Genomic DNA, 23,915 nt, shown 5'->3' with positions numbered 1-23,915 from the left:
TGTTGTTCAGGCGATAAAAAAGCAACGGGCAGGTTAATATCCTTATGAGTTTGCTGGTTTTAGCCGCGCATACTGACGATTAAAGCGATAGTTTGCCTTTCGTTATTGAATATGATTGCTATTTGCATTTAAACTTGGCGAACCAGAGGAAACAGAATCATTATGCCGCTAAAAAAGATGTTCCTTAATCGCCGTATATCCGTGCCTTTCGTCTTGTCCGTAGGCCTGCACAGCGCCCTGGTGGCGGGATTGCTTTACGCTTCGGTAAAAGAAGTGGCGGAGCTGCCGAAGCCAGAGGACGCGCCGATCAGCGTCATGATGGTCAACACCGCCGCGATGGCCGAACCACCGCCACCGGCGCCGGCCGAGCCGGAACCGCCGCAGGTCGAACCTGAGCCGGAGCCTGAACCTGAACCTATCGTGGAGCCGCCGCCGAAGGCGATCGTGAAGCCAGAGCCGGTCAAGCCGAAACCGAAGCCTAAGCCGAAGCCGAAGGTAGAAAAACAGGTCAAACCGGAGCCGAAGAAGGTCGAACCGCGCGAGCCGTCGCCGTTCAACCACGATTCTCCGGCTAAACCGATCGATAAAGCGCCGGTGAAACAGGCGCCTGCCGCGCCGGTGCAGGGCAACTCGCGCGAGGTCGGGCCAAGACCGCTCAGCCGCGCCAATCCGCTTTATCCGCCGCGAGCCCAGGCTTTGCAGATCGAAGGCAACGTGCGGGTGCAGTTCGATATCGACAGCGACGGGCGCGTCAGCAACGTGCGTATCTTGTCGGCTGAGCCGCGCAACATGTTCGAACGTGAAGTGAAGCAGGCGATGCGCAAATGGCGCTATGAAGCCAAAGAAGCGAAAGATCGCACCGTCACTATCCGCTTCAAGCTGAACGGCACGACCGAATTGAACTGAATTCGGTCACCACCAAAAAGAAAGGGTCGCCTTGGCGACCCTTTTTGCATTTGCGGCGCAGCCGCAGGCTTATTCTTCGAAGCCGACGCGGAAATTCATTTTGCCCTCAGGAAGCGCGCGCGAGTTGCCTTCCGCATCAACCGCCACGTAGGTGAACACCGCTTCGGTCGCCCGGTAGCGCTGGCCGATTGGAGCGGAAGAGACTTTCTTGACCCACACTTCGATATTGATGGTGATCGAGCTGCGTCCGGTACGGATGCAGTGCGCATAGCAGCAAACCACGTCGCCTACCGCCACCGGTTTCAGGAAGGTCATGCCGTCCACGCGCACGGTCACCACGCGCCCTTCGGCGATCTCTTTTGCCTGGATGGCGCCGCCGATATCCATTTGCGACATCAGCCAGCCGCCGAAGATATCGCCGTTGGCATTGGTATCGGCCGGCATGGCCAGCGTGCGCAGCACCAGCTCGCCGCTGGGTAAAGGTCGTTGTTGTGTCATAGCAGTCTGCTTTTAAAAGGAGGGAATAACATCATACTGCCCGCGGCAAGCGCCGCAGGCATTAACAATTTTGTAACTATTTTTTCTGTTCTTCCGGCATGTGCCGGTAAATATAGATACCGCTGAGGAGGGTGAAGACCAGCGTGAGCACCGTCAGGCCAAAGACTTTGAAATTGACCCAGACGCTTTGCGGCAACCAGAAGGCGACATAGATGTTCGCCAGGCCGCAGGCCAGGAAGAAGATCGCCCAGGCCAGGTTGAGGTTACTCCACACTTTGTCCGGCAGAGTCAGCTCTTTGCCCAGCATGCGCTGAACCAGCGGTTTTTTGAGCACCCATTGGCTGATCAGCAGCGCCAGCGCGAACAGCGCGTAAATCACCGTGACCTTCCACTTGATGAACAAATCGTTGTGGAACACCAGCGTCAGGGTGCCGAACACCAACACCATCAGGAAGGTGATCAGCGTCATCTTCTCGACCTTGCGGTATTTCACCCAGGTGAACACCAGCGCCAGCGCGGTGGCGACAATTAACGCGCCGGAAGCGACGTAAATGTCGTACAGCTTGTAAAAAGCGAAAAAGACAATTAACGGGAGGAAATCAAGAAACTGCTTCATAAATCAATCCATCATCTGTTCATCGGCCGACTATACCGGATTCGGCGAGCTCTGTGTACCGCCGGGCGTTGCCGATTATCGGCGTTTGGCCGGCGGATTTCTGCCGCGAAAGCAGGAATTTGCATAAACTTACGCAAGAAAGCGCGGGCGCATTGCCAGCACGGGCCGCAGGTCGCATAGTAAGTATCATAATAACCAGATAATTTACCGCGGAAAACAGCATGCAGTGGAAATCTCTCCAGGCCCTGACGCCTGGTTTGACGCATTTATTGGGGTATCAGCGCAGCTGGCTCAAGCCGGATATTCGCGCCGGCCTTTCCGTCGCCGCCGTCGCCTTGCCGGTGGCCATCGCTTACGCCGAGCTGGCCGGGGTCAGCCCGGTGGTGGGGCTCTATTCCTGTATCTTACCGATGGTGGCCTATGCGCTGTTCGGCTCGTCACGCCAGCTGATCGTCGGGCCCGACGCCGCCACCTGTGCGGTGATCGCCGCGGTGGTGACGCCGCTGGCGGCGGGCAATATGGAGCGCCATTGGCAGCTGACCATCATGATGACCGCCATGATGGGCGGTTGGTGCCTGCTGGCCAGCCGGTTCAAACTGGGAGCACTGGCGGATCTGCTGTCGCGGCCGATCCTCAGCGGGCTGCTGAACGGCGTGGCAATTACCATTATCGTTGATCAGATCGGTAAGGTGCTGGGGTTCACGGTGCGTCCGGCGCAGCTGATCGAGCGCATCTACGCGCTGCCCGGCAATCTGCTGCACAGCGACTGGTTGACGATGGCGGTGTCATTGCTGACGCTGGTGACGCTGCTCGGATTTAAAAAATGGCGGCCTAACTGGCCGGCGCCGCTGTTTGCCATCGTGCTGGCGGCGTTCGTTACCTGGGCGGGCGGCCTGCAGCAGCATGGCGTGGTGACGGTGGGCGGTTTCAGCGGCGTGTTGCCGATCGTCCAGTGGCCGGACTTCCAGCCCGGTTTGCTGCGCGACATGGTGATCCCGGCGCTCAACCTGGCGGTGGTGAGCTTTGTCAGCATGATGCTCACCGCCCGCAGCTTCGCCGCCAAGAACGGTTATGAGGTGAACGCCGACGCCGAGTTTCGTGCGCTGGGGTTGGTGAATATCGTCTCTGCGCTGTCGCAAGGTTTCGCCATCAGCGGTGCGGACTCGCGCACTGCGGTGAATGACGCCAACGGCGGCAAGAGCCAGCTGGTGTCGATCATCGCCGCCGGGGTAATCGCCTTTGTCTTGCTGTTCCTGATGGCCCCGCTGCAGTTTATTCCGGTGGCGGGATTGGGCGTGGTGCTGATGTATGCGGCCTGGTCGCTGCTGGATATTCGCGGCATCTGGGTTTTGCGCCGCCGCAACGCACAGGCTTTCCGCCTGGCGCTATTTACCTTCCTCAGCGTGCTGCTGGTGGGGGTGATCAGCGGTATCGGGTTGGCGGTTTTGCTGGGGCTGATGCAGTTTCTGCGCACCGTCTTCCGTCCGACGGAACAGCTGCTGGGCGTCAACGACGAAGGCATGATCCATTCCATGGGCAACAACAATGGGGTGAAGGCGGTGCCTGGCGTCATGATGTATCGTTTCAATTCGCCGCTGACCTATTTCAACGTGGCCTATTTTAAACGTCGCATCCTCAATTTGGTCGACAGCACGCCGTTCCAGCCGCGCTGGGTGGTGGTGGACGCGGTAGCCAGTTTTACTCATGCCGATATCAGCGTGCTGGCGGCAATCGACGAACTGAAGCGTGATCTGTTACAGCGTAACGTTAAGTTGGTGTTGGCAGGGCGCCGCACCGAGCTGACGCGCTGGTTCCGCATCAACCGGTTAGGGCGCGACAAAGAACTGATTTTGGTGCCGGACCTGTATCTGGCGCTGAAGTTGATTCAGAGTAAGGAGCAGGCGGAAGCCGCCACTATGGGGTAAACAAAAAAGGGGCACGCCAAAGCGTGCCCCTTGCTTTGGGTTGCTTGGCGTTAGCCGCGCAACAGCATGTACAGACGGAACAGGTAGATCAGCAGCAGGGCAGACACCAGGTTGCTCAACGCGGTCAGCACCACGCTGGCGACGTTCGGCGTCAGCACCGACAGATGGCTCACCAAAAACAGCACCAGCAGCTTGGCCGCCAGCCACAGCATCATCGCAGGCACAATCACGCGCGCATTGGCGAAGGCCAATTTGCTGCTCAGTTTGAGCGAAGCGAACACGCCTTTTTTGTCGACGGAGGCGATCACCGGCGCCAGCGCGAAGGCGATCGCCATGAGCACGCCCGGCACCACAAACAGCGTCAGGCCGAGCTGGATCAGTAGGGTGCAGATAAACAGCAGCAGCAACAGACGCGGCAGATCGGGCGCCGAGGCGCCGAGCGCGCGCAGGGCGCTGGTGCGTTCTCCTTGCGACACCAGACGGATCAGCGTCAGCATCCCGCCGACCAGCAGCACGTTGCCGACCAGCGCGGAGAAGGTGGCGGCCGCCGATACTTTCAGCAGCACCATCTGCTGTTCCGGCGTCATCTGCTGGATCACTTCCTGAATGCCCATACCGGTAGATGAAGCGAAATCGCTGGTGGAGGCAGCGAGCGTCGCCAACTGTTCGGCATCGGGGCTGAAGGCCTGATTCAGCAGCACGGAGATAAACGCCGTCAACAGCGCCAGCATCAGAATGCTGGCCAGTTGGTTGCGTAAAAAATTAAAACTGTCACGGTACAAAGCGTTGGCCGTGATAGGCATGCAGACTCCTTGGCGTCGGGAAAACAGAGATAAATCAGTGGGTGATTGTACCCTGTTCCACGCCGCTGTGGCACCCCGCGAATTGCACTACGCCTATTTCTTCAACGATCGGCGTTTCAGGCAGCGATAGCGGCAAGGGCACCGGCAGGGGCGGCAGGCCGTAGCGTTCCCGGGCGCGATCGCAGGCTTCGTTGCGCAGGCCGTTTTCACCGGACTGATCGAACTCCCTGCACGGGCTGGGCCGATTGAGGTAGATCGAGCAGGACACGGCTTTGCCGATCTCGCCGTCCAGTGCATTGCAGCGGGGGGACTTGCTGTTAGTCCCCTGCATACAGCGCAGGAACGGGGTCAGCGGCTCTGTCAAGGAAAGGGGAACGGTGCCGCCGCCGTCTTCGGCTTCGGCCCAATAGAATGAAACTCGAAAATAACCGCAGCATGCGCCGCAGCTGACACAGGGATTAAGGACTTCGCTCATCTTGATTGCCCACCGACTCCTTACGGCACCAACCAAAACCAACACGGAAAATGAAATTACCTCAGCCGCATTTTTCTCCGCAACCGAAATTTGAACATGTAGATAATTTGCAACAAAATCGATTTTTTGATGCAGATCAATCCTTGATTTATTAAGCGGTTAGGTAACCTTGTTTTTAGTAGGATTTTAAATTTTTACACATAAGATGTGATCTCGATGGGATCACAAATACCCGAAAGTAGGTATATTCCCCCTCGAGAGATTAACCACACAAATGGAATGGATAATGAAAAAGACAACTCTGGTGGTATTGGCGACGATGATGGCGCCTATGTTGGCAAGTGCGCATCAGGCCGGTGATTTCCTGTTCCGCGCGGGAACCGCGACGGTGCGTCCAAATGCGGGTTCGGACAACGTATTGGGGTTGGGTTCGCTGGATGCGAAAAATAACACCCAGCTCGGTCTGACCTTCGGTTACATGGTGACGGACAACATCGGCGTTGAGTTGTTGGCCGCGACACCATTCCGCCACAAGGTTACGCTGGGCGGCACCGATCTGGCGACCGTTCACCAATTGCCTCCTACGCTGATGGCGCAATACTACTTCGGCGATAAGCAGGACAAACTGCGTCCTTACCTGGGCGTTGGCGTTAACTACACCACCTTCTTCGACGAGAAGTTCAACGACTACGGCAAAAGCGCCGGTTTGAGTAACCTCGATCTGAAAGACTCATGGGGTGTAGCGGCGCAGGCCGGTCTGGATTACAACCTGGATGAGCACTGGATGCTGAACATGTCGGTGTGGTGGATGAACATCGAAACCAAAACTCGCTTCAACGATGCGAATGGCGGGCACCACAGCTTCGATACGCGTCTGGATCCGTGGGTGTTCATGTTCGGGGCGGGTTATCGCTTCTGATGAAGGCCACAAACAGGGAGGCGTTGCGCCTCCCTGTGTCGCATTATTTAAGTTGCATCACGTTTTCAACCGATTTCACGCCGGCAACGCCGCGAGTGACCTGCACCGCACGGTTGGCGTCATCGCTGGACGTTACGAAACCGCTCAACTGAACGCGTCCTTTAAAGGTTTCCACGCTGATTTCGCGCGACTTGATGTTTTTATCCGCCAGCAGTGCCGATTTCACTTTGGTGGTGATCACCGTGTCATCGATATAACCGCCTGTTCCCTCTGATTTTGCCGTCGGCGCGCAAGCGCTCACCGCGACCGCCACAACGGCTGCCATGCACAAGGCCGAAAGGGTTTTAAAAAGCTTCATAAATTACTCTCCATGCAATGTTATGGTTGAAATTCGTACAGTTTTTCGCCGCAGCGTGCGCATTCCCCAAGCAAACAAAGAAATGCATAGCGAACAAAGTTCATTGTGAGACAAGACCAGGGTTTGTTCAAACTTTTGCTGCAAATAAATGGAACAAACCTTGAGGGGAAACAAGCTGTTAAAGCGAGCGCCGACAGGGCGCTCGCTAAAGAGGATCACGCCCGGGTGGCGCGTTTCATATTGCTGACGAAGGCCGCCAGCTTGGTCAGCATCTCCGCCGGGTTGGCATGGTGCTGTTCGATGATTTTGACGATGGCCGAGCCGGAGATCGCGCCGGCGGCCCCGGCCTGCAGCGCAGCTTTCACCTGTTCGGGTTCGGAGATGCCGAAGCCTTGCAGCGGTGGTGCGGCGTGATACTCGCGCAGTTTGTTCACCAGGTGATGCAGCGGCAGCTGCGCCCGGCTTTCGGTGCCGGTCACCCCGGCGCGCGACAGCAGGTAAGTATAGCCGCGGCCGTGCGAGGCGATTTCACGCAGCAGATCGTCATCGGCGTTCGGTGGGCAAATGAAGATCGGTGCGATACCGTGGCGAGCGGCGGCGGCGCGGAACGGCGCAGACTCTTCAAACGGCACGTCGGCGACCAGCACCGAATCCACGCCCACTTCGGCGCAGCGTTGGTAAAACGCATCGATGCCTTTATGGAACACCAGGTTGGCGTACATCAGCAGGCCGATGGGAATGGTCGGGTGCTTCTGGCGGATAGCCGCCAACATCTCGAAGCACTGGGTAGGCGTGACGCCGGCGGCGAAGGCGCGCAGCGTCGCGCTTTGGATGGTTGGGCCATCCGCCAGCGGATCGGAGAAGGGGATGCCCAGCTCCAGCGCGTCCGCGCCGGCTTCGATCAGGGTGTCGATAATCTGCAGCGACAGCGCCGGATTAGGATCGCCCAGCGTCACAAACGGGACGAAGGCGCCTTCCTTGCTGCTTTCCAGACGCGTGAACAGTTGCTGATAACGTTCCATCAGATTTCTCCCCGTGCTTTCAAAATGTCGTGAACGGTAAATATGTCTTTGTCGCCGCGGCCGGACAGGTTGACCACCAGGATCTGCTCTTTTTGCGGTGTTTCACGGATCATTTTCAGCGCGTGCGCCAGGGCGTGTGAAGACTCCAGCGCCGGAATGATGCCTTCATGGCGCGACAGCGCCTTGAACGCTTCCAGCGCTTCGTCGTCGGTGATCGACACGTATTCGGCGCGGCCGATGCTGTTCAGGAAGGCGTGTTGCGGCCCGACGGACGGGAAGTCCAGCCCGGCGGAGATCGAATAGGATTCTTCAATCTGACCTTCGGCGGTCTGCATCATCGGCGCCTTCATGCCGAAGTAGATGCCGACGTGACCGTGCTTCAGCGGCGCGCCGTGCTGGCCGGTTTCGATGCCCAGACCGGCGGGCTCCACGCCGATCAGCCCAACGTCGGCGTCATCGATAAAGTCGGCGAACATGCCGATGGCGTTGGAGCCGCCGCCGACGCAGGCGATGACCGCATCCGGCAGGCGGCCTTCGCGCTCCAGCACCTGCGCTTTGGTTTCTTCGCCGATCATGCGCTGGAATTCACGCACGATGGTGGGGTAAGGGTGCGGGCCGGCGGCGGTGCCGAGCATATAGTGCGCGGTTTCATAGCTGCCGGACCAGTCGCGCAACGCTTCGTTGCAGGCGTCTTTCAGGGTGGCGGAACCGCTGTGCACCGGGATCACTTCAGCGCCCATCAGCCGCATGCGGAACACGTTAGGCGACTGGCGTTCGACGTCTTTGGCGCCCATATAGATGCGGCATTTCAGGCCGAGCAGCGCACAGGCCAGCGCTGAAGCGACGCCGTGTTGGCCCGCGCCGGTTTCCGCAATGATCTCGGTTTTGCCCATGCGCTTGGCCAGCAGGGCCTGGCCCAGCACCTGGTTGGTCTTGTGCGCGCCGCCGTGCAGCAGGTCTTCACGCTTCAGATAAAGCTTGGTGTTGCTGCCGGCGGTGAGGTTTTTGCACAGCGTCAGCGCCGTCGGGCGGCCCGCGTAGTTCTTCAACAGGTCGATAAATTCCGCCTGGAATTCCGGATCGCGCTGCGCGCTGACAAAGGCTTCTTCCAGTTGTTTCAGGGCCGGCATCAGAATTTGCGGCACATATTGGCCACCAAATTCGCCGAAGTAGGGGTTAAGCAGCGTCATGATAGTTCCCGTTATTATCCGTTATTAATATAGAGCCGTATTCAGTAGGCGCGCAGGGTCTGGAAGACCGAGGCCAGGCGCGCGGGATCTTTGATGCCCGGTTCGCTTTCCACGCCGGAGTTGAAGTCCAGCCCGGCGCAGCCGAGCTTGGCCGCTTCGACGCAGTTGTCGGCGCGCAGGCCGCCCGCCAGCATCACGTTAGTCAGATCTTCGCCTTGCAATACCGACCAGTCGAAGCGTTGGCCGGTGCCGCCGGCGCCGTTGTCCAGCAGATAACGGTCTACATGCTGCAGATCGCGCGCCGGCACCCGATCTTTCACGCTCAACGCTTTCCAGATGCGGCAATCGGCCGGCAAGCGGGCGCGCAGGGCGCTGATATAGGCCTGATCTTCCGCGCCGTGCAATTGCACCGCATGCAGACCGAGGCGCTCAACGGTCAGCGCCACGGTATCGACCTGGGCGTCGCAGAACACGCCGACGTATTTCAGGGGCGCGCCGGAGATCACTTCGCGGGCGCGGGTGATGTCCACATACCGCGGTGAACGCCCAACGAAGATTAGCCCGCCGTAGATGGCGCCGGCCTGATAGGCGGCGGCGGCGTCCTGCGGACGGGTCAGGCCGCACACTTTGTTGTCACCCAAGATCACGCGGCGCACGGCGGCGCGCAGATCGGGTTCCGACATCAGCGCACTGCCGATCAGGAAGCCGTTGGCGTAATGGCTCAGCTCGCGGATCTGCCCGTAATTGTTGATGCCCGACTCGCTGATCACCGTCACGCCATGCGGCACGCGCGGCGCCAGTTGGCGGGTGCGATCCAGGTCGATGCTCAGATCGCGCAGATCGCGGTTGTTGATGCCGACTACGCGCGCTTCCAGCGCGATTGCGCGCTGCAGCTCTTCTTCACTGATCACTTCAGTCAGCACGCCCATATTCAGGCTGTGGGCCACCGCCGCCAGCTGGCGGTACTGCTCGTCGGTCAACACCGACAGCATCAGCAGAATGGCATCGGCCTGATAGTAGCGCGCCAGGTAAATCTGATACGGGTCGATGATAAAGTCTTTACACAACACCGGCTGGCTGACGGTTTTACTGACCAGCGGCAGGAAATCGAAACTGCCCTGGAAGTATTTTTCGTCGGTCAGCACCGAGATCGCCGAGGCGAAATCTTTATAGACCGTGGCGATCTCCACCGGATCAAAGTTTTCGCGAATCAGTCCCTTGGAAGGAGAGGCTTTCTTGCATTCGAGAATGAACGCCGTCCGGGTGCCCTGCAGCGCGTGATAGAAGCTGCGTTCGCTCGATACGATGTCATTCTGAAAGCCGGCCAGGGGCTGTTGCTGTTGTCGCGCCGCGATCCATTGCGCTTTGTCGCGGACAATCTTGTGTAGCACGGTTTCCTGCATCATTTATCCTCTTGCCGCCAGTGCGATGACACGCTCATAGGCCTGCCCGCTGTTGATCATATCCAGTGCCTGCCGCGCATTTTGGCGCAGGTCTTCATGTCCGAATAACTTCAGAAGCAACGCGACGTTGGCCGCGACCGCCGCAGCGTGCGCCGGCTCGCCTTTACCTTGTAACAGCCGCGCCAAAATGTCACGGTTTTCTTCCGGCGTGCCGCCCAGCAAGGCTTCCAGCGGATAGGTCTCCAATCCGAAGGACTGCGGCGTGAGCTGGTAGCTGCTGATTTCGCCGTTGTTCAATTCCGCTACGTGCGTCGTGGCGTGGATCGCCACCTCGTCCATGCCGCCGCCGTGAACCACCGCCGCGCGCTGATAACCCAGTACGCGCAGGGTTTCGGCAATCGGCAGCACCAGTTCCGGGCTGTACACGCCGATCAGCGCCAGCGGCGGACGTGCCGGGTTGATCAGCGGACCCAGCACGTTGAACAGCGTGCGGGTTTTCAACTGCTGGCGCACCGGCATGGCGTGACGAAAACCGGTGTGATACTGCGGCGCGAACAGGAAACACACGCCGAGATCGTCCAGCGCCTTGCGCGCATCTTCCGCCGGCAGATCCAGGCGGATGCCGAACGCCGCGAGCAGGTCCGAAGAGCCGGAGCGGCTGGAGACGCTGCGGTTACCGTGTTTGGCGATCTTCGCGCCGCACGCCGCCGCCACGAAGGCGCTGGCGGTGGAAATATTGATGCTGTTGGTACCGTCGCCGCCGGTACCGACGATATCGGCGAACAGGTAGTCAGGGCGCGGGAACGGCTGAGCGTCGTCCAGCAGCGCTTTGGCGGCGCCGGCGATCTCCTCCGGGCGCTCGCCGCGGACTTTCATGCTGATCAACGCCGCTGCCAGTTGGCTCGGCTCCAATTCGCCGCGCACGATGGCGCTGAACAGCTGTTGGCTTTCCTGCTGGCTCATCGACTCGGCGCGGTACAGTTTCTCAAGAATAGGTTGCATCGTCGTGTTCCTTATATTACTTCGCCAGCGCCCAGGCCAGGGTCTGCTCAAGCAGGCGCGCGCCGTGGGTGGTCAGAATCGATTCCGGATGGAACTGGAAGCCGCACACGCGGCGACGATCGTCGCGCACCGCCATCACCATCTCGCCGAAACGGGCGTTGACGGTCAGATCGGCCGGGATATTACTGCCGACCAGCGAGTGGTAGCGCGCCACTGGCAGCGGGTTCGCCATGCCGGCGAACATGCCCTCACCATCGTGAACGATCGCGGAGGCTTTGCCGTGCAGGATCTCGCCCGCTTGGCCGACCTGGCCGCCGTAGGCTTCGACGATCGCCTGGTGGCCGAGGCAGATGCCGATGATCGGCAGCCGGCCGAGCAGGCGCTGCAGCAGTTCCGGCATGCAGCCCGCTTCGGACGGCGTGCCGGGGCCGGGCGAGAGCATCAGCACCGGCTGGGTCATGTGCTCCAGGCGTTCGATGATCACCTCGGCGGCGATCTGGTTACGGTAAATCACCACCTGGTGGCCGCTGGCGCGCAGCTGATCGACCAGGTTGTAGGTAAAGGAGTCGACGTTGTCGAGCAGCAGGATATCGGCCATCAGAACACCTCCTTGGCATGGTGCGCAGTGGCGATGGCGCGCAGCACGGCACGGGCTTTGTTGCGGGTTTCGTCGGCTTCCGCCTGCGGGATGGAATCCAACACTACGCCGGCGCCGGCCTGCACGGTGGCGATGCCGTCTTCAACGTAGGCGGAACGAATGACGATGCAGGTATCCAGATCGCCGGTGGCGGTGAAGTAACCCACCGCGCCGCCGTAGCTGCCGCGGCGCGTGCCTTCCGAGGCGGCGATCAGCTGCATCGCCCGCACTTTCGGCGCGCCGCTCAGGGTGCCCATGTTCATGCAGGCCTGGTAGGCGTGCAGCACGTCGAGATCGGCGCGCAGGGTACCCACCACCCGGGAAACCAGGTGCATGACGAATGAATAGCGATCCACCTTGGTCAGGTCGGCCACATAGCGGCTGCCGGCCTGGCAGATACGCGCCAGATCGTTGCGCGCCAGGTCGACCAGCATCAGGTGCTCGGCCAGCTCTTTGTGGTCGGTGCGCATTTCCAGCTCGATGCGGCTGTCGAGATCCAGATCCAGCGAACCGTCAGCACGGCGGCCGCGCGGGCGAGTGCCGGCGATCGGGTAGATTTCGATTTGGCGATTGCCCGCGTCGTATTTCAGCGCGCTCTCAGGCGAAGCGCCGAACAGGGTGAAGTCATTATCCTGCATGAAGAACATGTACGGGCTGGGGTTGTTGTCTTTCAAGGTTTGGTAGGCCGCCAGCGGTGCCGGGCACGGCAGGGAGAAGCGGCGCGACGGCACCACCTGGAAAATCTCGCCCTGACGGATAGCTTCCTGCAGCCCACTGACCACCGCGCCGTACTCTTCGTCGCTCTGGTTGCAGCTCAGCTGCATATTCTCGAGCTTTTGGTGCGGGATCGGTTGCGGGGTTTGTTGCAACTCGGCCTGCAGCTGTTCCAGGCGTTGCTGCAAACGCTGCGCTTCACTCGCTTGCTCGCTGAAGACGCTGGCTTGCAGACGAGCCGAGCCGCGTTGGTGATCCAACACCAACAGGGTTTCCGCCAGATAGAAGCAGAAGTCCGGGCAGCGCTGATCCTGGCGCAGCGCCGGCAGATCTTCGAAACCGGCGACCAAATCGTAGGCGAACAGGCCGCCCAGCATCACGGCTTCGCGCTCGTCCGACGGGGAGTCCACCAGGGTCAGCAGTGTGCGCAGCGCGTCGAACACCGACAGTGAGCGCAGGCGGGCGTCTTCGTCTTGCACCGCATCGATCGCGGGGAAGGTCAGCTCGCGGCCGTTGGGGCGCGCCTGATTGCGCACCTCGGGCGGCAGCGCTTCGTCCAGCAGCGGCAGCAGCGCCGCGCCGTTGGCGGTCAGCGCCTGCACGCTGACGGCGCGGCCCAGTGCGGTAATGCGCAGCGCGCTGTCAATCACCAGCAGGCTCTGCAGATTCTGTTTGCTGTTGATTTCCGCCGATTCCAGCAGCAGGGTGGCCGGACGGGCGCCGCACAGCTGGTGGAAAATGGTGGTGGGGTCGCCCCGGTAGCTGGCTTGCGCCTTCAGCAATGTCAGTTGTGGTTTGGTGTTCATCATCGGTGGTTCCAGTGAATTCTGTCCATAAAAAAGCCCGCATCAGGTGCGGGCTCAGGAAATCTGCATTGTCAGATGACAGCTATGCGCGATTACACCGCCCGCAAGAGGGAGGTACGCCACCAACCGTGAAGAGAAATGTATTTGTTCATTTGCAGACTCTCTTTGTTAACTCTCATCCGACACGGCCGTTGCCGTGAACTTGTGTACTAGTTAACTGGTTCGCGACGGCAAAGTCAACCCTCTTTTTGCACAATGTTTTAGCGGTCAGCGTGAATTCTGTTCATCATCCGCCTGGCGCCTGCGGCCAGGGCAGAATAGATTTCCGTCCGGCCGCCGATCGCGGGTATGATAGAAAACCAAGCCATTGCCGGATATCCGTTTTGACAGACAGTAACCCCCAATCCACCGCTTTTACTCTGTATGACCTCCACAGCCACACAACCGCCTCAGACGGCTACCTGACGCCGACGCAGCTGGTGCAGCGGGCAGTCGAGATGCGCGTGGGCGTGCTGGCGATCACCGATCACGATACCACCGCCGGGCTGGCCGAAGCCGCCGCCGCCATTGCGGAGCAGGCGTTGCCGCTGCGGTTGGTTAATGGGGTGGAAATCTCGACGCTGTGGGAAAATCATGAGATCCATATCGTTGGGTTGGGCATGGACGTCGCGCACCCGGCGCTGGTGGCGCTATTGGCGGAGCAAACCGAACGCCGCAATCGGCGGGCGCAGGAGATCGGTGTACGGTTGGCTAAAGCGCGCATTCCCGACGCCTATGCCGGCGCCCAGCGGCTGGCGGGCATCGGCGCGGTAACCCGCGGCCATTTCGCCCGTTACCTGGTGGAGATTGGCGTGGCGGACAACATGGCGCAGGTATTCAAGAAATACCTGGCCAAGGGCAAAACCGGCTACGTGCCGCCGCAGTGGTGTACAATAGAACAAGCCATTGATGCAATTCATCAATCGGGCGGTCAGGCGGTGATGGCGCATCCTGGCCGTTACGATCTGACCGCGAAGTGGTTGAAACGTTTGTTGGCGCATTTCGCCGAACACGGTGGCGACGCTATGGAGGTGGCGCAGTGCCAGCAGGCACCGCATGAGCGTTCGCAGCTGGCGAAATACGCCCAGGACTACCGCCTGTTGGCCTCGCAAGGCTCTGATTTTCATCAGCCTTGTTCGTGGATCGAACTGGGCCGCAAACTGTGGTTGCCGGGCGGCGTCGAGCCAGTGTGGCGCGATTGGCCGCAACCGGGCGAGGCGGTCTGATTTTACGCGCGTGGCAACGCGCGCGGGCATCATTTTAGGAGCAAGTCATGAGTCAGCTATTTTATATTCACCCGGACAACCCGCAGCCGCGTTTGATTAACCAGGCAGTCGAGGTACTGCGCAAGGGCGGGGTGATCGTTTATCCCACCGATTCCGGCTATGCACTGGGTTGTATGCTGGAAGAGAAGGCGGCGATGGAACGCATTTGCCGCATCCGTCAATTGGACGGCAACCACAACTTTACCCTGATGTGCCGCGATCTGTCCGAGTTGTCGACCTATGCGCACGTCGATAATACGGCGTTCCGCCTGATCAAAAACAATACGCCGGGCAACTACACCTTCATTCTGAAAGCGACCAAAGAAGTACCGCGCCGCCTGATGAATGAAAAGCGTAAAACCATTGGCCTGCGCGTGCCGTCGAACCCGATCGCGCTGGCGCTGCTGGAAGCGCTGAACGAGCCGATGATGTCCACCACCCTGATGCTGCCGGGCAATGACTTTGCTGAGTCCGATCCGGAAGAGATTAGCGATCACTTGGGCAAGGTGGTCGATCTGGTGATCCACGGTGGTTTCCTCGGCCAGCAGCCGACTACGGTTATCGATCTGACCGAATCCTCGCCGGAAGTGGTGCGTGAAGGGGCGGGCGACGCGGCGCCTTTCCGTTGATGTAAATTGTTGCCACCTTGCCCATTGTCTGAAAATCGGCTGAAACGCCGCTATTTCGCGTGAAAGCCGCTATCCTTGAATACTTCAGAATTGATAATGGGCAGGATGCGCAGCAATGATTAAACAGGTTTCTTTTTTAGCGGCCTTATTATTTTCCTCAATGGCAAATGCGGGTTTTTATTCAGGCAGCGCCTTGCTGTCGGAATCCGGCGGTTACGTAAAAAATAAAAGTGGTGAAGCCACCGTTGCCGAAGCGCTGAATGGCGGCATGTTCATGGGATATGTGGCCGGCGTATTCGATACCTATTCCATGCAGGGCAATCGCAATATCTGCCCGGAAGCCGGGATGAGCATCGGCATAGCCGCCGACGCGGTGATGCAGTATTTGAACGAACATCCTGAGCAACTGCATTATTCGGCACCGTCGGTGATCATGTTGGCGTTAAGCGCCGCCTATCCCTGCGTTCGTCATTAAGTTCCTATTCCAATAGGTGCGCATTTTTTCAGTAAGGTGCGCTCGGACTCTTTCCGCACGAACTTCAATAACCGGCCTACCGGCAATTCGGCTCGCCGCTGCAACGCATGGCGGGGATGAGCGCGCCGCCGCCGTGCCGGCATATTTACTCGTTGGATCGCTGCGACGATTATCTGCGGCGGCGGCAGGCATTTGCCGCCGAGCAGCCGTTTTTCTCCGTGGTGCGTTTAGGAGAGGCTCGCACTCACCTCGACATTCTGGAACGGCCCGACGCGGTGCTGTGGGCGGTGGAGGATATTTTGTCCATCGCCCTCAAATAACAGGATAGCGGTATTATACTGGCTGGCGAAATCGTTACGGCCCCCCTGAATTAAGAGGTCATATGTCATTGAAAAAGCACTTGGAGCAACTGTTCAATTATAAGCAATGGGCGGATGCGGAGACCTTCGCCGCCATTCGAAAAGTGGATGCCGATGCATGGCCTAAGCAGCGTCATTTGATGCTTCGCTTGATGAATCATATCTATGTCGTCGATCAGATTTTTATCGCCAATTTGCAAGGGCAACGCCATGGCTATACGGCGCTGAACACCCAAGAAACCCCAACGCTGGAAGCGCTGGAAGAGGCGATGTTGGCCAGCGATCGAGGCTACCTCGCGTATATCGCTTCGCTGAGCGAAGCGCAACTGGATGAGCGCATTCATTTTACCTTCGTCGACGGCGGCCCTGGGGATATGCTGCGACGGGAAATGTTGGCGCACGTTGAGCATCATGGCTGCTACCACCGTGGTGCGGTGGGATGGCTGATTACTGAAAGTGCTGTCAAAGCGCCACAGGATGTTTTGACCGTGTTTGTACGCGATGGGGGTGTAGCTTAATCGTCGAGCGCTGTACCAACATAACGCAGACAGGAGATGCGGTGGCCGAAACCCTCCGATAAAGTGGGTTTCAACACCTTAGAAAGCCTGTATAATGCGCGGTTCGATCCTGATAAACGTATTATTACCGTTGTGGTGCTTGGCCGCGGCGGTTATCCCCCCGACGCCTGTGAAGGCGACATTAGAGGTTGCTCAATGAGCGAAAAGTTACAGAAAGTTTTAGCGCGCGCCGGGCATGGCTCGCGTCGTGAAATCGAAACCATGATTGAAGCCGGGCGCGTCAGCGTCGACGGCAAGGTCGCCAAGTTGGGCGATCGCGTTGAAGTGACGCCGGCGATGAAAATTCGTCTGGACGGCCATGTTCTGTCGATCAAAGAATCCGAAGAGGTGGTTTGCCGGGTGTTGGCTTACTACAAACCGGAAGGCGAGCTGTGTACCCGCAGCGATCCTGAAGGCCGCCCGACGGTGTTCGATCGTCTGCCAAAGCTGCGCGGTTCACGCTGGGTGGCGGTAGGGCGCCTGGACGTCAACACCTCCGGTCTGCTGCTGTTTACCACCGATGGCGAGCTGGCCAACCGTCTGATGCACCCGAGCCGTGAAGTGGAGCGCGAGTACGCGGTGCGCGTGTTCGGTCAGGTCGACGATGCGAAAGTGAAGCTGCTGAGCAAAGGCGTGCAGTTGGAAGACGGCCCGGCCGCCTTCCGCACCATCAGCTTCCAGGGTGGTGAAGGCCTCAACCAGTGGTACAACGTGACCCTGACCGAAGGCCGCAACCGTGAAGTGCGTCGCCTGTGGGAAGCGGTGGGCGTGCAGGTGAGCCGCCTGATCCGTGTGCGCTACGGCGACATCGATCTGCCGAAAGGCTTGCCGCGCGGCGGTTGGGCTGAGCTGGATCTGCCGGCTATCAACTACCTGCGCGAGCTGGTGGAATTGAAACCGGAAACGGTCAGCAAAATGCCGGTGGAGCGTGAGCGCCGCCGCGTGAAGGCTAACCAGATCCGCCGCGCGGTCAAGCGCCACTCGCAGGTGGCCGGCAGTGGTCGCCGCAGTGCGCCCGGCAGCAAGCCGGGTAAACCGAGCAAGCCAAGCAAACGCAGCTAACCTCTCATTCTGGCCCCGTTCGGGGCCAGAACTTTTTGTTACCAATCGATCCCCTGCTGTGCTTTCAAGCCAGCATCGAACGCGTGTTTCACCGGCCGCATCTCGGTAACCGTATCCGCCAGTTCCAACAGATCGCGATGACAACCGCGGCCGGTCAGGATCACCGTTTGGTGCGCAGGGCGCTGCAGTAACGCTGCCTTGAGTTCTTCCAGTTCCAGATAGCCGTAGGTCAGCATGTAGGTCACTTCGTCCAACAGCACCAGATCCAGGCTGTTGTCGGCCAGCATGCGTTTACCGTGCTGCCACACCGCCTGGCAGGCGGCGGTATCGCCGGCTTTATTCTGCGTCTCCCAGGTGAAGCCGGTAGCCATCACCTGAAACTCAACGCCGTGTTGCTGCAGCAGATTCTTTTCGCCGTTGGGCCATTCGCCCTTGATGAATTGGATCACCCCGGCGCGCATGCCGTGGCCAACCGCCCGGGTGACGGTGCCGAAGGCGGCGGTGGTTTTACCTTTGCCGTTGCCGGTAAATACCAGCAGCAGGCCGCGCGTGTCCTGCGCCGCGGCGATGCGCGCATCGACCTGTTCTTTCAGGCGCTGCTGGCGCTGTTGATGACGATCTTCCGCCATGAAAACGCTCCTTATTCGGCCGCGCCGGGTTTACGGTTCGGCTGTGCGTCGAAGCTCATGCCGGTCTTGCGGCGGCTGTCTTCACCCATCAGATAAAGGTATAGCGGCATGATATCGGCTGGGGTTTTCAGCTTGTTCTTGTCCTCGTGGGGGAAGGCAGATGCGCGCATTTTGGTACGGGTGCCACCCGGATTGATGCAGTTCACCCGCAGATTGCGATTTTTGTACTCGTCGGCCAACACCTGCATCATGCCTTCGGTGGCGAACTTCGACACCGCATAGGCGCCCCAGTCTGCGCGGCCGGTGCGCCCGACGCTGGAGCTGGTGAACACCAGTGAACCGGCGTGGGATTTCAGCAGCAGCGGCAGCAGCGCCTGAGTCAGCATAAAGGTGGCGTTGACGTTAACCTGCATCACCTCTTGCCACATGGTCATCGACAGGTCGGCCATCGGCGCGATGTCGCCGAGCAGGCCGGCGTTGTGCAGCACGCCGTCAAGGCGGGGGATCTGGCCGGCCAGATCATCGGCTATCTGTCGGCATTGGTCCTGCGTGGCGTGCAGCAAATCCAGCGTCACCACCAGGGCCGGTGCGCCGCCCTGGGCCGCGATCTCTTGTTGTACCGCCAACAGTTTGCTCTCTGTGCGCCCCAGCAATACCAGCTGAGCGCCGAAGCGTGCGTAGGTCAGCGCCGCTTCGCGGCCGATGCCGTCGCCGGCGCCGGTGACCAAGATGATACGTTGTTCGAGCAGATCTTGTTTGGGTTGGTAATGCACGATAAATCCTCGCCTGGGTAGCTGTTCTCCCGCGAATATCGGGGAGCAAGGGTGAAACGCGCGGCCGGAGCGGGAGCGAAGGCTCGACCGTCTGCGGGCCGCGCAGCGAATCCGTCTCATCGTATTGATGAATAATGGGTGTTATATGCCTTAATCCGTGGGCATTTTCAATGCGTAGCAGGCTGAAATGGCATTCTTTTGTAACAAAAGCGCGGCAGCGGCAGCTTGGTTCGGCCGCAAATCGTCCCCATAGTGATGCTCCGGGCGCAATGAATTTTCATTTAGCCGCGACAGCAGCCGCTGCGGTTGGCTAAAATGGAGAGAAGCATACTAACAACCTGTAAATAAAGGCGGAATCTGTGGAGTTTATATCTGTTTATGGCCTGTTTCTGGCCAAGGTCGCCACGGTGGTGCTTGCCATCGCCGCGTTGGCCATACTGGCAGTCAGTTTGGGGCAACGCAAGAACCGCCAGAAAGGGGAGCTGCAGCTGACCGATCTCGGTGAGCAGTATCGTGAGATGCAGCGTGATATGCGTTTGGCGCGCATGGATACCGCCGAGCAGAAGGTGTGGCTGAAACAGTTCAAGAAGCAGACCAAGGCCGACGAAAAGCTGAAGAAGCAGCGCGCCAAGTCCGGGGCGGTAGAAGTGAGCAAGCCATGCCTGTACGTGCTGGACTTCAAAGGCAGCATGGACGCGCACGAGGTAACGTCGCTGCGCGAAGAGATCTCGGCGGTGCTGGCAGTAGCGTCGGCGCAGGATGAAGTTCTGCTGCGCCTGGAAAGCCCTGGCGGGGTGGTGCACGGCTACGGCCTGGCTGCCTCGCAGTTGGAGCGTCTGCGCAAAGGCGGTATTCGCCTGACGGTAGCGGTGGATAAAGTGGCGGCTAGCGGTGGTTACATGATGGCCTGCGTCGCGGATCGTATTGTGGCGGCGCCGTTCGCCATCATCGGCTCCATCGGCGTGGTGGCGCAGATCCCGAACTTCCACCGCCTGCTGAAAAAGAACGACATCGACGTGGAGCTGCACACCGCCGGGCAGTTCAAACGCACGCTGACGCTGTTCGGGGAAAACACCGAACAGGGGCGCGAGAAGTTCCGCGAAGATCTGAACGAAACGCATGAGCTGTTCAAGCGCTTCGTACATGAGCAGCGCCCGTCGCTGGACATCGACAGCGTCGCCACCGGCGAGCACTGGTTCGGTTCACAGGCGAAAGAGAAGGGCCTGGTCGACGCCATCGGCACCAGCGATGATTTGCTGATCGCCGAGCTGGATAACCATGACGTGATTGCCGTGCGCTATACACGCCGCAAGCGCCTGATGGATCGTTTCACCGGCAGCGCGGCGGAAAGCGTCGATCGGTTGTTGTTGCGCTGGTGGCAGCGTGGGGAAAAGCCGCTGCTGTAACGGCGGCGATAGCATGAATTAACGGGGGCCATTCGCCCCCGTTTTCTTTTCTCAATCGACCAGGTGGTATTTTTCCGAAAGCAGATGGGCCAAATGTTTAAACATATTAAATACGGCGGTGGTTTTGGCGGTGGGCAATCCGTCGGCATCTAAAAAGTATTCGCCGCGGAAAACTAAAACGCCGCTTTTTTGTTCAACATCGGTGGCGATCATGCCGTGCAGATAATCTTCATGTTGGCGGATGATGTTATTTGCTTCTACCAGCAGGGCCTCGCGGCCGATAGGTGTAGTATTCGTGCGCATTATTAGACTCCAAACAAAAAACTCTGCGCATATTCTAACGCCGGTTCGCTTTTATCCGCAAACCGACTAAGGTTTATTTGCCGTCTGGATGGCCATGGGCGGCCGCCGGTTGGCGAAATCGCTCTTTCCGTGCTAATTAGGTTGCGTGACGCTTTTTATCAGGTACAGTGTGGGATTTTGCGGCGTCAGGTGGAAGGTTTTGTTTACGCCATGAATAAAACTCACACAGCCATACTTCTGGGGCATGGGTGAATAGCAGGCAGGATCAACAACTTGCGTTCAGGTTGAGCAGTTGGGCAACCAAAAGAAAAAAATCTGTTGATCTCTTGCCAGACTGCCGCAATATAAAAAAAGAGACACGAATTGCCGCGGCACGGCGAGATAAAAGACTTCTTTTTAGAAGAAATAAATTAGGTAAAGGTAAATATGGGTAAAGCTCTCGTAATAGTTGAGTCCCCGGCAAAAGCCAAAACTATTAATAAATATTTAGGAAGTGACTACGTGGTGAAGTCCAGCGTCGGTCACATCCGTGATTTGCCGACCAGTGGCTCAGCCAGCAAAAAGAGCGCTGACTCAACCGAAGACAAAGCCAAGAAAAAAGTTAAAAAAGATGAGAAGGCGGCGCTGGTAAATCGCATGGGCGTCGATCCTTACCACGGCTGGAAAGCACATTATGAAATCCTGCCGGGTAAAGAAAAAGTAGTCGCCGAGTTAAAATCGTTGGCGGAAAACGCCGACCACATTTATCTCGCAACCGACCTTGACCGCGAAGGGGAGGCCATCGCCTGGCACCTGCGGGAAGTGATCGGTGGGGATGACAAACGCTTTAGCCGCGTGGTGTTTAACGAAATCACCAAAAACGCGATCCAACAGGCGTTCAAACAGCCGGGCGAGCTGAACATTGACCGCGTCAACGCGCAGCAGGCACGCCGGTTTATGGACCGTGTGGTGGGCTATATGGTCTCGCCGCTGCTGTGGAAGAAAATTGCCCGCGGCCTGTCCGCCGGGCGCGTGCAGTCTGTGGCGGTGCGCCTGGTGGTCGAGCGCGAGCGCGACATCAAGGCCTTCGTGCCGGAAGAGTACTGGGAGCTGCATGCCGATCTGCTGGCGAAGGGGGAAACCGCGCTGCAGATGGAAGTGACCCACGCGCACGACAAACCGTTCAAGCCGGTCAACCGCGAGCAAACTCACGCCGCGGTCAAGCTGCTGGAAAAAGCCCGCTATACGGTGCTGGATCGCGAAGACAAACCGACCAGCAGCAAGCCGGGCGCGCCTTTCATTACCTCTACGCTGCAACAGGCCGCCAGTACCCGCCTGAGCTTCGGCGTGAAGAAAACCATGATGATGGCGCAACGGCTGTATGAAGCCGGCCACATCACTTATATGCGTACCGATTCCACCAACCTGAGCCAGGATGCGCTCAACATGGTGCGTGGCTACATCGGCGACAATTTCGGCGATAAATACCTGCCGAAGGCGCCGAATCAGTACAGCAGCAAAGAGAATTCGCAGGAAGCGCACGAAGCGATCCGCCCTTCGGACGTGAACGTGCTCGCCGAGCAGTTGAAAGACATGGAAGCGGACGCGCAGAAGCTGTATCAGCTGATCTGGCGCCAGTTCGTCGCCTGCCAGATGACGCCGGCGCAATACGATTCGACCACGCTGACGGTGAAAGCCGGCGATTATCAGCTGCGCGCCAAGGGCCGCACGTTGCGCTTTGACGGCTGGACCAAGGTGATGCCGGCGCTGCGCAAGGGCGATGAAGATCGTACCCTGCCATACGTCGAAATTGGCAGCGAGCTGGATCTGCAGAAACTGATCCCAAGCCAGCACTTCACCAAGCCACCGGCGCGCTACAGCGAAGCCTCGCTGGTGAAAGAGCTGGAAAAACGCGGTATCGGCCGCCCGTCCACTTACGCCTCTATCATTTCGACTATCCAGGATCGCGGCTATGTGCGGGTGGAAAGTCGCCGTTTCTATGCCGAGAAAATGGGCGAGATCGTGACCGATCGCCTGGAAGAAAACTTCCGCGAGCTGATGAACTATGACTTCACCGCACGCATGGAAGATGGCCTCGATGAAGTCGCCAACAACCAGGCCGAGTGGAAAGCGGTGCTGGACGAGTTCTTCGTCGATTTCAGCGAACAGCTGGAAACGGCAGAAAAGGATCCGGAAGAAGGCGGCATGCGGCCTAACCAGATGGTGATGACCAGCATCGACTGCCCGACCTGTGGCCGCAAGATGGGCATCCGCACCGCCAGCACCGGCGTGTTCCTCGGTTGTTCCGGCTACGCGCTGCCGCCGAAGGAGCGTTGCAAAACCACCATCAATCTGGTGCCGGAAGCGGAAGTGCTCAACATCCTTGAAGGCGACGACGCGGAAACCAACGCGCTGCGCGCCCGCCGCCGCTGCAAGAAATGCGGTACGGCAATGGACAGCTACCTGATCGACAACCAGCGAAAGCTGCACGTTTGCGGTAACAACCCGGCGTGCGACGGCTATGAGATCGAAGAGGGCGAGTTCCGCCTGAAGGGCTACGACGGCCCGGTGGTGGAATGCGACAAGTGCGGCTCGGAAATGCACCTGAAAATGGGGCGCTTCGGCAAGTACATGGGCTGCACCAACGAGAACTGCAAAAACACCCGCAAGATCCTGCGCAACGGCGATGTTGCGCCGCCGAAGGAAGATCCGGTGCCGCTGCCGGAGTTGCCGTGCGAGAAGTCCGACGCCTATTTCGTGCTGCGTGACGGCGCGGCCGGCGTGTTCCTGGCGGCCAATACCTTCCCTAAATCGCGCGAGACCCGCGCGCCGCTGGTGGAAGAGCTGGCTCGCTTCAAGGATCGCCTGCCGGAGAAGCTGCGTTACCTGGCAGATGCGCCGGTAGCAGATGCCGAAGGCAATAAAACGCTGGTGCGTTTCAGCCGTAAAACCAAGCAGCAGTACGTCTCCTCTGAAAAAGACGGCAAGGCGACCGGTTGGTCTGCGTTCTACGTGGACGGCAAATGGGTTGAAGGCAAGAAGTAAGGCCGTTGCCTTACGTGTAAGATGAAAAACCAGCCCCGGCGGCTGGTTTTTTTATTGGTGAAAAGGGGCAAACGGATCTATCCTTTGCTGCTTTTACCCCTCCGTCACTGCCGTTTCACG

The 23,915-nt window shown here is 59.0% G+C and carries 23 protein-coding genes, 1 pseudogene and 1 other annotated feature; of the genes and pseudogenes, 11 read left to right on the top strand and 13 right to left on the bottom strand.

Features of this window, described 5'->3' with window-relative positions; translation table 11 throughout:
• Positions 1-162 precede the first annotated feature (162 nt).
• Positions 163-906 carry a TonB system transport protein TonB gene (gene tonB / locus EGY12_RS19935; RefSeq protein ID WP_123895121.1) on the top strand — a complete coding sequence of 248 codons (744 nt, stop codon included), beginning with the start codon at positions 163-165 and terminating at the stop codon, positions 904-906.
• 69 nt (positions 907-975) lie between these two features.
• On the opposite strand, the gene yciA is transcribed toward tonB, so the two are convergent.
• Together yciA and EGY12_RS19925 are read right to left on the bottom strand one after the other, a co-directional pair.
• Positions 976-1,404 (bottom strand): acyl-CoA thioester hydrolase YciA, encoded by a 429-nt coding sequence (gene yciA / locus EGY12_RS19930; protein WP_004932085.1) that lies wholly within the window; start codon positions 1,402-1,404, stop codon positions 976-978.
• 76 nt (positions 1,405-1,480) lie between these two features.
• The gene (locus EGY12_RS19925; RefSeq protein WP_016927511.1) at positions 1,481-2,020 is read right to left on the bottom strand and encodes a septation protein A; all 540 of its coding nucleotides are present in this window, start codon (positions 2,018-2,020) and stop codon (positions 1,481-1,483) included.
• 221 nt (positions 2,021-2,241) lie between these two features.
• Here EGY12_RS19925 and EGY12_RS19920 point away from each other — a divergent pair, with 221 nt between their 5' ends.
• Positions 2,242-3,945 carry a SulP family inorganic anion transporter gene (locus EGY12_RS19920; RefSeq protein WP_123895120.1) on the top strand — a complete coding sequence of 568 codons (1,704 nt, stop codon included), beginning with the start codon at positions 2,242-2,244 and terminating at the stop codon, positions 3,943-3,945.
• A 50-nt stretch (positions 3,946-3,995) separates the two neighbouring features.
• On the opposite strand, the gene EGY12_RS19915 is transcribed toward EGY12_RS19920, so the two are convergent.
• Positions 3,996-4,748, bottom strand: coding sequence for a YciC family protein (locus tag EGY12_RS19915; protein WP_123895119.1), 753 nt, complete (start codon positions 4,746-4,748; stop codon positions 3,996-3,998).
• A gap of 34 nt (positions 4,749-4,782) precedes the next feature.
• Positions 4,783-5,223 carry a YkgJ family cysteine cluster protein gene (locus EGY12_RS19910; protein ID WP_123895118.1) on the bottom strand — a complete coding sequence of 147 codons (441 nt, stop codon included), beginning with the start codon at positions 5,221-5,223 and terminating at the stop codon, positions 4,783-4,785.
• Positions 5,224-5,509: 286 nt separating this feature from the next.
• Here EGY12_RS19910 and ompW point away from each other — a divergent pair, with 286 nt between their 5' ends.
• Positions 5,510-6,142, top strand: a complete 633-nt coding sequence (gene ompW, locus EGY12_RS19905; protein ID WP_019452715.1) for an outer membrane protein OmpW — start codon at positions 5,510-5,512, stop codon at positions 6,140-6,142.
• Between the two features lie 43 nt (positions 6,143-6,185).
• Here ompW and EGY12_RS19900 read toward each other — a convergent pair whose 3' ends face one another.
• The 6 genes and pseudogenes from EGY12_RS19900 to EGY12_RS19870 all read right to left on the bottom strand — a co-directional run bounded on the left by EGY12_RS19900 (position 6,186) and on the right by EGY12_RS19870 (position 13,277).
• Entirely contained in the window at positions 6,186-6,500 is a 315-nt protein-coding gene (locus tag EGY12_RS19900) for a BON domain-containing protein (protein WP_004932073.1), read from the bottom strand.
• Positions 6,501-6,715: 215 nt separating this feature from the next.
• A complete protein-coding gene (trpA, locus tag EGY12_RS19895; protein ID WP_033634763.1) occupies positions 6,716-7,522 on the bottom strand; it encodes a tryptophan synthase subunit alpha in 807 nt (268 codons plus the stop codon).
• Positions 7,522-8,715 (bottom strand): tryptophan synthase subunit beta, encoded by a 1,194-nt coding sequence (gene trpB, locus EGY12_RS19890; protein WP_172962970.1) that lies wholly within the window; start codon positions 8,713-8,715, stop codon positions 7,522-7,524. Before trpB ends, trpA begins: the two co-directional genes overlap by 1 nt.
• 38 nt (positions 8,716-8,753) lie before the next feature.
• On the bottom strand, positions 8,754-10,115 hold the full coding sequence (gene trpCF, locus EGY12_RS19885; protein ID WP_172962969.1) for a bifunctional indole-3-glycerol-phosphate synthase TrpC/phosphoribosylanthranilate isomerase TrpF: 1,362 nt from the start codon (positions 10,113-10,115) through the stop codon (positions 8,754-8,756).
• A 3-nt stretch (positions 10,116-10,118) separates the two neighbouring features.
• Positions 10,119-11,715 (bottom strand): annotated as a pseudogene (gene trpD / locus EGY12_RS23495) (bifunctional anthranilate synthase glutamate amidotransferase component TrpG/anthranilate phosphoribosyltransferase TrpD).
• Positions 11,715-13,277 (bottom strand): anthranilate synthase component 1, encoded by a 1,563-nt coding sequence (locus EGY12_RS19870; RefSeq protein ID WP_123895114.1) that lies wholly within the window; start codon positions 13,275-13,277, stop codon positions 11,715-11,717. Before EGY12_RS19870 ends, trpD begins: the two are co-directional and overlap by 1 nt.
• Before the next feature lie 24 nt (positions 13,278-13,301).
• Positions 13,302-13,405 (bottom strand) — a sequence feature (Trp leader region).
• 252 nt (positions 13,406-13,657) lie between these two features.
• Here EGY12_RS19870 and EGY12_RS19865 point away from each other — a divergent pair.
• The 6 genes from EGY12_RS19865 (at position 13,658) to rluB (ending at position 17,660) form a co-directional block, all read left to right on the top strand.
• A complete protein-coding gene (locus tag EGY12_RS19865; protein ID WP_123895113.1) occupies positions 13,658-14,539 on the top strand; it encodes a PHP domain-containing protein in 882 nt (293 codons plus the stop codon).
• A 47-nt stretch (positions 14,540-14,586) separates the two neighbouring features.
• Positions 14,587-15,207 (top strand): L-threonylcarbamoyladenylate synthase, encoded by a 621-nt coding sequence (locus EGY12_RS19860; protein ID WP_033643268.1) that lies wholly within the window; start codon positions 14,587-14,589, stop codon positions 15,205-15,207.
• 115 nt (positions 15,208-15,322) lie between these two features.
• Positions 15,323-15,682: a Rap1a/Tai family immunity protein gene (locus EGY12_RS19855; protein ID WP_049271313.1), complete on the top strand. Its 360-nt coding sequence runs from the start codon at positions 15,323-15,325 to the stop codon at positions 15,680-15,682.
• Between the two features lie 107 nt (positions 15,683-15,789).
• Entirely contained in the window at positions 15,790-16,002 is a 213-nt protein-coding gene (locus tag EGY12_RS19850) for a hypothetical protein (protein ID WP_253722873.1), read from the top strand.
• Positions 16,003-16,064: 62 nt separating this feature from the next.
• A complete protein-coding gene (locus EGY12_RS19845; protein ID WP_123895112.1) occupies positions 16,065-16,559 on the top strand; it encodes a DinB family protein in 495 nt (164 codons plus the stop codon).
• A gap of 195 nt (positions 16,560-16,754) precedes the next feature.
• Complete coding sequence (gene rluB / locus EGY12_RS19840) at positions 16,755-17,660, top strand: 23S rRNA pseudouridine(2605) synthase RluB (RefSeq protein ID WP_123895111.1); 906 nt, start codon at positions 16,755-16,757, stop codon at positions 17,658-17,660.
• 38 nt (positions 17,661-17,698) lie between these two features.
• Here rluB and cobO read toward each other — a convergent pair whose 3' ends face one another.
• A complete protein-coding gene (gene cobO / locus EGY12_RS19835) occupies positions 17,699-18,289 on the bottom strand; it encodes a cob(I)yrinic acid a,c-diamide adenosyltransferase (RefSeq protein ID WP_123895110.1) in 591 nt (196 codons plus the stop codon).
• Between the two features lie 11 nt (positions 18,290-18,300).
• Positions 18,301-19,062 (bottom strand): YciK family oxidoreductase, encoded by a 762-nt coding sequence (locus tag EGY12_RS19830; protein ID WP_123895109.1) that lies wholly within the window; start codon positions 19,060-19,062, stop codon positions 18,301-18,303.
• Positions 19,063-19,421: 359 nt separating this feature from the next.
• On the opposite strand from EGY12_RS19830, the gene sohB reads away from it, so the two are divergent.
• Positions 19,422-20,468, top strand: coding sequence for a protease SohB (gene sohB, locus EGY12_RS19825; RefSeq protein WP_123895108.1), 1,047 nt, complete (start codon positions 19,422-19,424; stop codon positions 20,466-20,468).
• Positions 20,469-20,519: 51 nt separating this feature from the next.
• Here sohB and EGY12_RS19820 read toward each other — a convergent pair whose 3' ends face one another.
• Positions 20,520-20,771 (bottom strand): YciN family protein, encoded by a 252-nt coding sequence (locus tag EGY12_RS19820; RefSeq protein WP_123895107.1) that lies wholly within the window; start codon positions 20,769-20,771, stop codon positions 20,520-20,522.
• Positions 20,772-21,197: 426 nt separating this feature from the next.
• Between EGY12_RS19820 and topA the strand changes: the two genes are divergently transcribed.
• Complete coding sequence (gene topA / locus EGY12_RS19815) at positions 21,198-23,795, top strand: type I DNA topoisomerase (RefSeq protein ID WP_038881773.1); 2,598 nt, start codon at positions 21,198-21,200, stop codon at positions 23,793-23,795.
• Positions 23,796-23,915 lie beyond the last annotated feature (120 nt).

The sequence above is a fragment of the Serratia sp. FDAARGOS_506 genome (assembly GCF_003812745.1).
Classification (GTDB): domain Bacteria; phylum Pseudomonadota; class Gammaproteobacteria; order Enterobacterales; family Enterobacteriaceae; genus Serratia.
This window is presented reverse-complemented; position numbering and strand designations above follow the sequence as displayed.